We start from the raw sequence: 11862 nt of genomic DNA, 5'->3' as shown, positions 1-11862 counted from the left end.
TCAGCGTGATGGTGTCCTGGGTGGCCACCGCGTCATAGATCGGCGCCGAGTCCAGCACCCGCCGCCGCCCGATCAACCCGGCCTGCCCGGCCACCTCCACCGTCCGCTCGAAGATCCGATCCGGCCGGTCGGAGGCGGCCAGCCGGGCCCGCATGTCCACCAGCACGGTGTGCACGAACCCGGGATGGTCGAAGTCCAGCCCGCCGGCGGCGTACTTCCACCGCACATCGAAGGCGAACCGATCCACCGCCTCGCGATCCGACAACCCCTCCAGCCGTTGCAGCACCATCACCACCGCCACGATCATCGGCGGCACCGACCTGCGGCCGTCCTCGGCGAACAGGTCGGCGAACATTCCATCCGGGAACAGGTTCCGGCATTCACGGTGCAGCACCGCGTAGATCGAGTTCGGCGCAATCCGCCCCTCGACAAAACTCACCGTGGAGGACAGCAACCCCGGCTGCATCGGAGTCTGGCCCACTGCCATCGCTTGATCTCTCCCCACGCCCGGTGACCAACACCGATCACCCTGGCACAAGAGGACAGACCAGCGTGAGAGAGATCAAAAAACACCAGTCACCTAGGATCGTCAGGTGCCCAGAAGGTCGCGGATCAGCAGTCTGGTCATCCGGCGCAGGTACGAGTGACGGAGGCAAGCTTCGGCGGGCTGCTCCGCGCCCATCGCCGCCGCACCGGCCTGACGCAACGGCAGCTCGCCGACCGGGCGGGCGTGAGCGCGGGCGCGATCCGCGACCTGGAACAGGGCAGGACGAGAAGCCCGAAGCGCGACTCGGTGCAGGCCATCGCCGCCGCGCTCGGGCTGAGCGGGCCCGACGCCGAGCGCCTGCACGCCGCCGCACAGACCCAGCGGGCGGAGCGCGCCGAAGCCGGGCCGGTGCGTGGCGGGCCGTTGCGCGTCCGCGTGCTCGGGCCGATCGAGGTCTGGCACGGCGACGTCCAGGCGTCCCTCGGGTCCGACCTGCAGCGGACGCTCCTCGCGCGCCTCGCGCTCGGGGCGGGGGCGGCGGTCGGTCAGGACGAGCTGGTCGAGCTGCTGTGGCGGCGCGGCGAGACGCGCAATCCGGTGAGCCTGCTGCACACGCACGTCGCCAGGCTGCGGCGGCTGCTGGACTCCGGCCCGGGTAACGGCGGCGTGCTGCCCGGCGGTCAGGACGGGTACCGGCTCGTCGTCGCCACCGATCAGCTCGACCTGCTGATGCTGCGCGATCTCACCGCGCGGGCGGCGTACGACGCGCCGGAGGAGGCGCTGACCCGGCTCGCAGGGGCCGTGGCGCTGTGGCGGGGTGAGATCGGCGCGGAACGGGTGGCGTCGAGCCCGCTCTACACCGCGGTGGTCACCGAGTACGCCACCACCGTCCAGACGTTCGCCGCTCTGGCGCGCGACCTCGGCAAGCCTGAGCGGGCGCTGACACCGCTGCGGGAGCTGGCGGGCCGGCGTGAGCTGGACGAGCCGCTGCACGTGGAGCTGATTCTCACCCTGGCCGCGAGCGGGCGGCAGGCGGAGGCGCTCGCGGCGTACGACCGGATCCGGTCCGCGCTCGCCGAACAGCTCGGCATCGATCCCGGCGAGGGGCTGCGCGCCGCCCAGCTCGCGGTGCTGCGGCAGCGGGAGCGCCACACCCGGCGGGCGACGGGACGGACCGCGATCCAGCAGGCGCCCGCCGCGCCGCCGGACTTCGTGGGCAGGATGGACGAGCTGGCCAGGATCGAGGCAGCACTCAACAGGACGGGCCAGGAGCCGGGGCCGGGCCGGCCCCGGACGGGCGAGGGGCCGGGATCGGTCTCGTCCGGGGCGGGCGAGGGGCCGGTCTCGTTCGGGGCGGGCGAGGGGCCGGGGCCGGTCTCGTCCAGGATCGTGTTGATCGACGGCATCGCCGGAGTCGGCAAGACCGCGCTCGCGCTCGCTGCCGCGCACCGCCTGCGCGCACGCTACCCCGACGGCCAGCTCTACGCCGACCTGCGCGGCACCACCGCGACCGCGCAGGAGCCGATGCGGGTGCTCGGCCGGTTCCTGCGCGCGCTGGGCGTGCCCGGCAGGCGGATCGGCACCGACGAGAGCGAGGCGGCCGCGTTGTTCCGCAGCGAGCTGGCCGACCGGCGGATGCTGGTGCTGCTGGACAACGCGCAGGACGCCGACCAAGTCCGGCCGCTGCTGCCGGGCGCGGGCGGCGGCGACCTGATCGTGACCAGCCGGCGCAGGATGCCCGGCCTGGCCGGGGCGAGCGCCGTCCACCTCGAACCGCTCGACAGGGAGGAGTCGATCACGCTGATCGCCGCGACCGCCGGGGCGCACCGGATCGACGCCGACCCCGGGGCGGCCGGCGCGCTGGCGGAGGCGTGCGCGCGGCTGCCGCTCGCGCTGCGCATCGCCAGCGCGCGGCTGGCCACCCGGCAGGCCTGGACGATCGGCGACCTGACCGACCGGCTGCGGGACGACAACCGCAGGCTCACCGAGCTGTCCACCGGCGAGTCGAGCGTGCTCACCAGCTTCCAGCTCGGCTACGCCGACCTCAGCGCCACGGCGCGGCGCGCGTTCCGGCTGTGCAGCCTGCACCCCGGCGACGACTTCGGCGCCGGAAGCACCGCCGTCCTGCTGGGGATGCCGGTGGCCGAGGTCGAGCGGGTGCTGGAGGACCTGCTTGAGGCGAACATGCTGATGCAGTACGCGACGGACCGCTACCGCTTCCACGACCTGCTCGGCCTGTACGCGCGGCGGCTGCTCGCCGAGGACGCCGAGCACGAGACCGCCCGCTCCCGGCTGTTCACGTGGTACGCCGACGCGGTGACGGCCGCGATGGAGTGGGTGTATCCGCAGCTCGTACGGCTCGCCACGCACGCGGGGCGGGACACCTTCTTCGCGGGGGAAGCCGAGGCGCTCGCCTGGCTGGACGCCGAGCTGCCCGCGCTGGTCGCCGTCGTCAGGCACGCGGCCGGGCAGGCGGCCGGGCGCGCTGACGACGCGCTGCCGGAGTCGGCCGGCGACCGGCTCCGCGCCGAGCGTGCGCTGGCGTGGCGGATCACCGACCAGCTTCGCGGCTACTTCCTGATCCGGCGGCACGTGGACGGCTGGCTGCCCGCCGCGCAGGCGGGCCTGGACGCGGCCGTCGGCGCGGGCGACGACGTGGCGCGGACCGCGATGCTGATCAGCCGCGGCCAGGCCCTGTGGTCGGTGGGCCGGGACGAGGAGGCGCTGTCCGACTGCCTGGCCGGCGAGCAGCTCGCCGTCACCATCGGCTGGACGACCGCCGCCGCCTACCTGTCGCACCACATCGGCTGGCTCTACCTGGAGCAGGGCAAGATCGCCGACGCGGACGAGTGGCTGCACCGCGCGCTGGAGCTGACCGGCGACGATCCGCTCGGCCACGTGCGGGCGGTCGCGCTCAACGGGCTCGGGGTGCTGCGGCTGGGCCAGGGCGAGCTGCGGGACGCCCGCGAGCTGCTCACCGCGGCGCTGGAGATCAACGAGGCCACCGGCAGGGAGACGTCGGCGCTGGCCAACCGGGGCAACCTGGCGAGCGCGTTACGCCAGCTCGGCGACGAGGAGCGGGCCGCCGCACTGCTCGCCGAGGTGCTCGCGGCGTACCGGAAGGGGGCGAACCTGCGCGGCGAGCTGTCCACGCTGGACGAGCTGAGCCGGCTGCACAGGCAGCGCGGGCACGCCGCCACCGCGCTGGAGGTGGCGGCGCGGGCGCACGACATGGCGATCGAGGTCCGCGACAGGAAGGCCACGGCCCAGACGGCGGCCACCGCGGCGGAGGCGTACCTCGCGCTCGGCGACGCGACGGCCGCCGCCCAGTGGTTCGAGCACTGCGTGACGCTCGCGCGGAGCGCCTACCCGTTCGTGGCGGCGCGGGCGCTGGTCGGCCTGGCCACGGCCCGGCTCGCCGCCGGTGACTCGGCGGCGGCGGGCCGCAGCGCCGAGGAGGCCGTGGCGATCGCCGGGTCCTGCGGGTTCCGCCTGCTCGAACGGCAGGCCGCGGCCGTGCTCAGTCGAGCGAGCCGACCGTCACCCGCCACTCCCGCAGCTCGCGATCCTTGGTGACCTGAAGCTGCGTGTACGGGTCCTGGTCGACGAGCGCCTGCGCCGCCACCTCGTCCTCCGCCCGCAAGACGATCATCCCCGCCGTCAGGTCAGTGAAGGGACCCGCGGCGACGACGCTGCCCTGCTCCCAGAGCTTGTTGAGATGGGCGAGATGATCCTCCCGCCGCTCCGCCCGCAGCGGAGTGTCGTGGTAACCGTAGGTCAGAACGAACAGTGCCATGTCAGCCTCCCAGCCCATAGATACGTCGTGCGGTGCCGGCGAAGACGGCGCGCTGATCGGCCGGCGTCAGGTGTGCCAGCGCGCCCTTCCACGTGTCCACCAGGTGCGGCATGGTGGTCCAGAGCTTCTCGACGGGGAAGTTGGTGCCGAACATGGCCCGGTCTGCGCCGAACCGGCCGATCACCTCACCGGCGACGAAGGAGATGAGATCGGGGTCCACCCGGTGGACGAAGGTGCCCTGCCCCGTGAGCTTGACGACGACGTTCGGGAGTTCGGCCAGCGCGGCCATCCCGGCCCGCCACGGCTCGGTGTACTCGGGGCCGATGAGCATGCCGGCGTGCACCAGGACGAACGTGACGTCGGGGAACGCCGCTACCAGCTCGGCCGCGTCCGCCATCTGCTCGGGGAAGACCTGCAGCTCGAACAGCCAGCCGAGGTCGGCGAGCGCGCCGAGGTTCTTGCGGAAGACCGGGTCGCGCATGCGGTCGGGCGCGTCGGCGTAGCGGAACTCCGGCCGCTCGTGCCAGTGCAGTTGCTGCCGCACGCCCCGGACGAGCGGGGTGAGCGCGGCCTGCCGCCGCATGACGTGCGGGGCGTCGTCGTCGAACAGGTCGGCCGCGCAGACGACGGCCGTCGGCCATCCTGTCTCCTGGTGGACGTCGCGCAGCCAGCGCACCTCGTCCTCGACCCGGTCGAGCGGCCAGTTCGTCTGTACGTAGACCGACTCGGCGATGCCCGAGGCCGTCGCTTCGGTCAGGTACTCGCCGATCAGGTAGTCGCGTTTGATCGGCTCGTACGGCCCGAAGATGCGCGGCACCATCGGGCCGGACAGCCAGGGCAGGTCCCGGGTCCGCCAGATGTGGTGGTGCGCGTCCACGATGTCGCCCGTGTACCTCACGATCACTCCTTGGCCAAGGTCTGGACCTGCTGGTACGCCGTCCGCAGGTCGCGTACGCCCGCGAGGGTGTCCACGTCGCCGAGCACGGCCGCCATGCCGCGGGTGACCGGCCGGTACGCGGGGTCGCAGGCGAGCGGCGTCCACCACAGCAGCCGGTGGCCGAGCAGCGACAACCGCCGGACGGCCGCCCGCATGGGCTCGCAGTCGCCGCGTTCGAGGCCGTCGGAGAGCACGATCACCAGGGCGCCGCGCGCCATGGTGACGTACCGGGCGTTGCCCAGGAACTCCTGGAGGGAGGCGCCGATGCGCGTCCCTCCCTCGGCGTCCAGGACGACCTCGCTCAGCGCCGCGACGGCGGCGTCCACCTCGCGCGCCCGCAGCGGCCCGGTGACGCGGGTCAGCCGGGTGCCGAAGGTGAACACCTCGGCGCGGTCGAGGCAGGCGACGGCGGCGTGGGCGAAGCGCAGGTAGGCGGCGCTGTGCTGCTTCATCGACCCGGACACGTCGATGAGCAGCAGCATCCGGCGCTGCCGCCGGGGACGCTCGCGCCGCCGCAGCGTCACGATCTCGCCGTGGGTGCGCCAGGACTCGCGGCAGACCCTGGCGACGTCGATCCACGGCCCCCGGCGGCCGGGACGGCGGCGGCGGGACCGTACCGTCGGCATCGCGCCGCGCAGCTCACGGCGCAGCAGGGCGAGCACGGCGCGGTCGTCGTCGCCGGCCGGGCCGAACACCGGGCGGCGCTCGCGCTCCGCGGCGCCGGCCGCCAGGCCCGCCTCGCCGCCGGACGCCGCCGCGAAGGGGGCCTCGTCCCTGTTGCCGCCCGGCGCGGGGCTCTCCTCGTCGGGCGTCTCCTGGTCGGGCCGGGCCGTGACCTCTCCGAACCAGCGCTCGAAGACGGGGGCGTAGATCTCCAGGTTCTCGCGGGAGGAGGTGAGCGTGCTCGCGCCGATCCAGTACAGGTGCGCGGCGTCGCGCGGGCCGACGGCCTCGACCGCGCGCAGGAAGAGCCGGTGCTTGGCCACCGGCACGCGCAGCCCTTGATCGCCGAGGTCCCGCAGGAAGCCCCGCACGTGGTCGCGGACGCGTGCGGCGAGGGGCGGCTCAGTCACCGAACACCTCCCTGGCATGGCGGCTGACCAGCGCCAGGTCCTCCTCGTGCTTGACGAGCAGCCCCGCGGCCCTGCGCATCGCCTCAGGACGGCTCGCGCCCTCGCGGGTCAGCGCCTGCACGCCGCGCGCCCACGTGGTGGACTCCGCGATGCCCGGCCGCTTCAGCAGGGCCAGCCCGCGGATGCGGTGCACGGCGGCCACGAGCTGGGCGGCGCTCCGCTCGTCCAGGCCGGGCGCCTGCGCCTGGATGATCGCCTGCTCCCGCTCCGCGTCGGGGAAGGGGATCCAGTGGTACAGGCAGCGGCGCTTGAGCGCGTCGTGCAGCTCGCGGGTCCGGTTCGAGGTGAGGACGACGAACGGCTCGCTCGCCGCCCTGATCGTGCCCAGCTCGGGGACGGTGATCTGGTAGTCGCCGAGGAACTCCAGCAGGAACGCCTCGAACTCGCTGTCCGCCCGGTCGATCTCGTCGATCAGCAGCACCGCGCCGGACGCCGCCCGCAACGCCCTCAGCAGCGGGCGCTGCAGCAGGAACTCCTCGCGGTACAGGTCGCCGACGCCGCGCCCCTCCACCTCGGCGGCCCGCAGCGACAGCAGCTGCTTCGGATAGTCCCACTCGTACAGGGCCTGGGAGGCGTCCAGCCCCTCGTAGCACTGCAGCCGGATCAGCTCGCGGCCGAGCACCCGGGCCAGCACGTTCGCCACCTCCGTCTTGCCGACTCCCGGCTCGCCCTCCAGCAGCAGCGGCAGCCCGAGCACGCCCGCCAGGTGGACGGCGGTGAGCAGGCCCTCGTCGGCCAGGTAGCCCTGCGCGCCCAGCTTCCTGCCGAGCGTCTCCCGGTCAGCCGGCACGGCCGGCCCGCAGCTCGTCGAGGCCGCGCAGCACCTTCTCCGGCGTGAACGGCATGCTGGTCAGCCGGACGCCGACCGCGTCGTACACCGCGTTGGCGATCGCCGGGATCGGCGCGTTCGCCGTCATCTCGCCGATCCCCTTCGCCCCGAACGGCCCGTTCTCCGCCGGCCGTTCGAGGAACGCGCTCGTCTGCTCCGGGAGGTCGGCCGGGCCAGGCATCAGGTACTCGACGAAGTCGACCGGGCCGTGCTCGCGCGAGTGCGGGTAGTACGGCTCGGTCGACTCGAACAGCGCGTGCGACACGCCCATCCAGGCGCCGCCCTCGACCTGCTGCGTCGCCATGGCCGGGTTGAGCGCCCGGCCGACCTCGTAGGTGTTGTAGAGCCGCAGCACCTCGATGACGCCGGTCTCGTCGTCCACCTGGACCTCGGCCACCGTGCACGCGTGCGCCTGGCAGGAGTCGGGGTCCATCTCGCCGGTCTCCGGCACCGGGGCGCTCGGCTCCTTGAGGTAGATGCCGCGGCCGGAGATGGTGCGGCCCTGACGGAAGTGCGCGGCCAGCGCCACGTCGCTGACGTGGATCTTCTTCTCCGCCGAGCCCTTGAGCCGGACGAAGCCCGTCCCATCGGTCTCCAGGTCGTCCGCGTCCACCTCCAGCTCGTCGGCGGCGACCTGGAGCAGCACGTCCCTGGCCTCGCGGGCCGCCATGACGACGGCGTTGCCGATCCGGTGGGTGCCGCGGCTGGCGAACGTCCCCATGCAGTGCGGGCCGGTGTCGGTGTCGGCGGTGTCCACGATGATGTTCTCCATCGGGACGCCGAGGGTTTCCGCCGCGCACTGCGCGACGACCGTCCGCAGGCCCTGGCCGAGGTCCACCGAGGAGAGGGTGACCACGAAGCCGCCCATGGTGGTGGCGTGCACGAGCGCCTGCGACGGGTCGCCGCCGAGGTTCATGCCGGTCGGGTAGTTGACGGCCGCGTATCCGCGCCCCTGCCGCAACGCCATCGCTCACACCTCCGGTCGTTCGGTCGAGGACATCGCCAGGTACTCCGGCGGCAGGTCGTGCCCCACCAGGGCGGCGGCGCTCTGGATCACCTCGACCAGCGCCGTGCCCGACGCGATCTTGCGGTGCGCCTTCATGTCGCCGTCCCGGTAGGCGTTCCTGAGCCGCAGCCGCAGCGGGTCCAGGCCCAGCTCCCTGGCGACGTGGTCCATGTGCGACTCCAGCGCGAAGTCGCCGATCGTGACGCCGAACCCGCGCATCGCGCTGGACGGCGTCCGGTTCGTGTAGACGCAGTAGCAGTCCACGTGCACGTTCGGGATCGTGTACGGGCCCGGCATGTGCGCCGCCGCCTTGGTGGTGCCGTACGGGCTGTGCCGGGAGTAGGCGCCCGCGTCCACGTAGAGGGTGACCTGGCGGGCGACGATCCGGCCGTCGGCCATGACGCCGTCCCTGATGTGGATGCGTTCTGCGGCGCGCGTGGACGACACCTGCATCTCCTCGGAGCGGCTGTAGACGTACTTGGCGGGCCGGCCGGTGAGCATGGCGGCGAGGCAGGCCAGGGGCTCGACGATGACGTCCACCTTGCCGCCGAAGCCGCCTCCTACGGTGCCGCCGACGACGCGCAGGCCGGTGGGCGGGACGCCGAGGATGAGCGCGGTGTTGTCCAGGGTGAAGAAGGCGGCCTGGGTGTTGGAGTGGATCCGCAGCCTGCCGTCGCCCTGGGGGACGACGACGCAACCGGTCGGCTCGGCCGGCGCGTGCTCGATGGGGGAGGAGCTGTAGCGGCCCTCGATGATCCGGTCGGCCTGCGCGAAGCCCCGCTCGACGTCGCCGAAGCGGATGCGGCGGCAGGGGTGCCCCTCGTAGACGAAGTGGTTGGCGCCCGCCTGCTTGATGATCGGCGCGCCCTCGGCCAGCGCCTCCTCCACGTCGAGGACGGCGGGCAGATCGGTGTAGTCGACCACGACCCGGGCCGCGCCCTCGCGGGCGGCCTCCTCGGTCTCGGCGACCACGGCGACGATCGGCTCGCCCCGGTACAGGACCCGGTCCTCGGCCAGCACCGGCTCGTCGTCGGGGCCGACCCCGATCAGGCGCAGCACGACGTACCAGTTGTTCGGCACGTCCTCGTGGGTGATGACGCGCAGCACGCCCGGCACCTCCAGGGCGCCGGAGACGTCCACCCGGTCGATGCGGGCGTGGTGCCGGGCGGACCGGTGGATCTTGACGTGCGTCAGCCCGGGCGGCGTCATGTCCTCGAAGAAGACCGTGCGGCCGGTGACGTGGCCGCGGGCGTCCGAGCGCTGGACAGGGGTGCCGATGACGGAGAAGCCGCCCGCCCGCTCGCCCTTGAAGTAGGCGGTGTCGATCGGCGTGATCCGGCCGCCCATCAGACGTCGGCCTTCGCGGCGGCGCGGCGGCGCTGCGCGGCGGACAGGACGGCGGTGATGATCGGCTCGTACCCGGTGCAGCGGCAGACGTTCCCGCAGATCGCCTCCGTGACGTCCTGGCGGGTCGGATCCGGCTCGCGGTCGAGCAGCGCCGTGGCCGACATGATCATCCCGGGGGTGCAGAAGCCGCATTGCGTGGCGAAGCCGTCGACGAACGCCTGCTGCACGTCGGTGAGCCGGTCGCCGTCGGCCAGGCCCTCGATCGTCTCCACGGCGCAGCCGTCGACGGTCACGACGGGGACGAGGCAGGCGACCACGGGGCGGCCGTCCAGCAGCACCGTGCAACTGCCGCAGCCGCCCTGCCCGCAGCCGCGCTTGGCGCCCATCAGCCCGAACGTCTCGCGCAGGGCGCCCAGCAAGGTCGTCGAGGGGCGGGCGATCAGCTCGCGTTCCGTGCCGTTCAGTGTGAGGGTGACGATGGTCGAGGGCATGCGCTCCCCTTTCATGATCCCAGCAGGGCGCGGCGCAGGTGGACGGGGTAGACACGGGCGCGGTACCAGGCGGAGGCGTAGGCGTCGTCGAACGGCTCGATCGCGTCCGCCTCCGCCGCCTGGGCGATGACCTCGGGCGTGAGCGGCGCACCCCGCAGCACCCGCTCCGCGCCGGACGCCCGCAGCAGGCGGCGCGAGAGACCGCCGAGGGCCAGCCGGACGTCGCCGACCAGGCCGTCCTCGATCGTGATCCGGGCCGCCACCGTGACGATGGAGCCCGAGTTGAGCCGCCGCCGGCTCGCCTTGTAGAAGCGGAACGTGCCCTCCGCCGGGGCGGTGAACCTGATCGCTGTCACCAGGTCGCCCGCGGGCAGGCCGTCCGCGACGACCCGGTCCAGGGGCTCGCGGCGGGCGCCGTCCGCGCCGAGCACGTCCAGCTCCGCGTCCAGGGCGAGCAGGGCCGCGGCCAGGTCGCCGTACGGCTGCGGCACGAACAGGTTGCCCGCCACGGTGGCGAGGCTGCGCACCGGCGGGGAGGCGATCGAGCGCACGCAGGGGGACAGACAGCTCAGCCGGGCGTCGTCCTCGACGTCGGCGAGCGTGGTGGCCGCCCCCAGCGTCACGATGGCGCCTTCGGCGAGCGTGGTGGCCGCTCCCAGCGTCACGGTGGCGCCTTCGGCGAGCGTGGCGGCAGTCCCCGGCGAAGCGTCGCCGCCCTCGACGCGGATGCCGCTCAGCCCGGCCTTGCGCAGGCTGACGAGCCGCAGGTCGCCGGTGGCCGCGTCGTTCAGCCTGGTCATCAGGTGGGTGCCGCCGCCCAGGGGGAGTGCCCCGGTGCGCAGGCCCGCGTGCGCGGCCTCGGCACTGTCTGGCATCTCAACCGATATCAGCATTTGCGCTCCCATTATCGATATCGATAATGGGAGAGTAAATGGCATGATCCAAGAGTCAAGGCCCCTTCTGAGGCGCGGGAGGCTTGTTGTCCGAACCCACGGTGAACCCGCGCGTCGCCCGGCCGACCCTCAGCCGGCAGATCCGCGACGGCCTGCTGCACCGCATCGTCGCCGGTGAGCTGGGCGAGGGCGACCGCCTGATCGAGACGAAGATCGCCCAGGAGTTCGGCACCAGCCAGGCTCCGGTCAGGGAGGCGCTCCGGCAGCTCGAAGGGCTCGGCCTCATCGAGAGCCAGCCCCGCCACGGCAGCCGGGTGCTGCCGTTCGCCGAGCAGACGATCCGGGAGGCGTACATCATGCGGGCGGCGCTGGAGGAGACGGCGACGCGGCTCGCGATGCTCGCCGGGACCCTGCCGTTCGACCTGCTGGGGGAGGCTGTGGAGGAGATGCACCGCTGCGCGCGCGACGGCGACGTGCCGGGCATCGGCCTGGCCAGCGCCCGCTTCCACCGGCACGTCGTGCAGGCCGGCGGCAACGGGCTGCTGACCCGCGCGTGGGAGGCGCTGCAGATCGAGGCGCGCACGGCCATCGCGCTGATGGTCATCGGGCCGGAGCTCGGGCGGGTCGCCGAGGAACACCGCGAGCTGCTGGACGTCATGCGCGCCGGGGACGTCGAGACGGCCTGCCGGCACGCCCGCGACCACCAGTGGGCCTACGCCGACACGCCGCACGACCCGTACGGGATGCCGAGACGCCGGGACGGCGACGCGTGAGGTCACACACCTTCCCCGTTGCCGGACCGCCGCGAGCTTACGGTCAGGCGGAATAGCCGCGACCGCGGCAGCCGTTGGGCTTTGGGTGGCGCGAACGCCACGACAGTGGCGGATGATACGGCTACCGTGGCAGGTGTCTGCACGGGCATCGACCGCCTGACTCAGGGAGC

11 protein-coding genes are annotated in these 11862 nt (G+C 73.4%); 2 read left to right on the top strand and 9 right to left on the bottom strand.

Annotation, left to right across the window (positions count from 1 at the left end):
• The coding region (locus ABD331_RS25020; RefSeq protein ID WP_344479085.1) for a transposase at positions 1-487 on the bottom strand (487 nt) is incomplete at its 3' end.
• Between the two features lie 156 nt (positions 488-643).
• Here ABD331_RS25020 and ABD331_RS25015 point away from each other — a divergent pair.
• On the top strand, positions 644-4063 hold the full coding sequence (locus tag ABD331_RS25015; protein WP_344479082.1) for a BTAD domain-containing putative transcriptional regulator: 3420 nt from the start codon (positions 644-646) through the stop codon (positions 4061-4063).
• Here the strand turns inward: ABD331_RS25015 and ABD331_RS25010 are convergent.
• Genes ABD331_RS25010 through ABD331_RS24975 form a run of 8 tightly spaced genes read right to left on the bottom strand, consistent with a single transcriptional unit; the run spans position 4008 to position 10901 of the window.
• Positions 4008-4283: a YciI family protein gene (locus tag ABD331_RS25010; protein ID WP_344479080.1), complete on the bottom strand. Its 276-nt coding sequence runs from the start codon at positions 4281-4283 to the stop codon at positions 4008-4010. The two genes, ABD331_RS25015 and ABD331_RS25010, sit on opposite strands and share 56 nt — an antisense overlap.
• A 1-nt stretch (position 4284) precedes the next feature.
• The gene (locus ABD331_RS25005; protein WP_344479077.1) at positions 4285-5181 is read right to left on the bottom strand and encodes an amidohydrolase family protein; all 897 of its coding nucleotides are present in this window, start codon (positions 5179-5181) and stop codon (positions 4285-4287) included.
• 2 nt (positions 5182-5183) lie between these two features.
• Positions 5184-6293 (bottom strand): vWA domain-containing protein, encoded by a 1110-nt coding sequence (locus ABD331_RS25000; protein WP_344479074.1) that lies wholly within the window; start codon positions 6291-6293, stop codon positions 5184-5186.
• Complete coding sequence (locus ABD331_RS24995) at positions 6286-7143, bottom strand: AAA family ATPase (RefSeq protein WP_344479071.1); 858 nt, start codon at positions 7141-7143, stop codon at positions 6286-6288. The genes ABD331_RS25000 and ABD331_RS24995 overlap by 8 nt, the downstream gene beginning before the upstream one ends.
• A complete protein-coding gene (locus ABD331_RS24990) occupies positions 7133-8149 on the bottom strand; it encodes a xanthine dehydrogenase family protein molybdopterin-binding subunit (protein ID WP_344479068.1) in 1017 nt (338 codons plus the stop codon). The genes ABD331_RS24995 and ABD331_RS24990 overlap by 11 nt, the downstream gene beginning before the upstream one ends.
• A 3-nt stretch (positions 8150-8152) precedes the next feature.
• Entirely contained in the window at positions 8153-9535 is a 1383-nt protein-coding gene (locus ABD331_RS24985) for a xanthine dehydrogenase family protein molybdopterin-binding subunit (protein WP_344479066.1), read from the bottom strand.
• A complete protein-coding gene (locus ABD331_RS24980; RefSeq protein WP_344479063.1) occupies positions 9535-10026 on the bottom strand; it encodes a (2Fe-2S)-binding protein in 492 nt (163 codons plus the stop codon). Before ABD331_RS24980 ends, ABD331_RS24985 begins: the two co-directional genes overlap by 1 nt.
• Positions 10027-10037: 11 nt before the next feature.
• Complete coding sequence (locus ABD331_RS24975; protein WP_344479060.1) at positions 10038-10901, bottom strand: FAD binding domain-containing protein; 864 nt, start codon at positions 10899-10901, stop codon at positions 10038-10040.
• Positions 10902-11005: 104 nt separating this feature from the next.
• Between ABD331_RS24975 and ABD331_RS24970 the strand changes: the two genes are divergently transcribed.
• Positions 11006-11692 carry a GntR family transcriptional regulator gene (locus tag ABD331_RS24970; protein ID WP_344479057.1) on the top strand — a complete coding sequence of 229 codons (687 nt, stop codon included), beginning with the start codon at positions 11006-11008 and terminating at the stop codon, positions 11690-11692.
• Positions 11693-11862: the final 170 nt, after the last annotated feature.

It is taken from the genome of Nonomuraea monospora (genome assembly GCF_039531895.1).
Lineage (GTDB): Bacteria > Actinomycetota > Actinomycetes > Streptosporangiales > Streptosporangiaceae > Nonomuraea > Nonomuraea monospora.
The sequence above is the reverse complement of the archived record's forward strand: the minus strand, read 5'-3'. Positions and strand labels throughout refer to the sequence as shown.

Bases quoted from the DNA above. Each gene is read 5' to 3' on its own strand.
- ABD331_RS24985 (WP_344479066.1), bottom strand. From the start codon at position 9,535: ATGGGCGGCCGGATCACGCCGATCGACACCGCCTACTTCAAGGGCGAG.
- ABD331_RS25010 (WP_344479080.1), bottom strand. From the start codon at position 4,283: ATGGCACTGTTCGTTCTGACCTACGGTTACCACGACACTCCGCTGCGG.
- ABD331_RS24980 (WP_344479063.1), bottom strand. From the start codon at position 10,026: ATGCCCTCGACCATCGTCACCCTCACACTGAACGGCACGGAACGCGAG.
- ABD331_RS24990 (WP_344479068.1), bottom strand. From the start codon at position 8,149: ATGGCGTTGCGGCAGGGGCGCGGATACGCGGCCGTCAACTACCCGACC.
- ABD331_RS24975 (WP_344479060.1), bottom strand. From the start codon at position 10,901: ATGCCAGACAGTGCCGAGGCCGCGCACGCGGGCCTGCGCACCGGGGCA.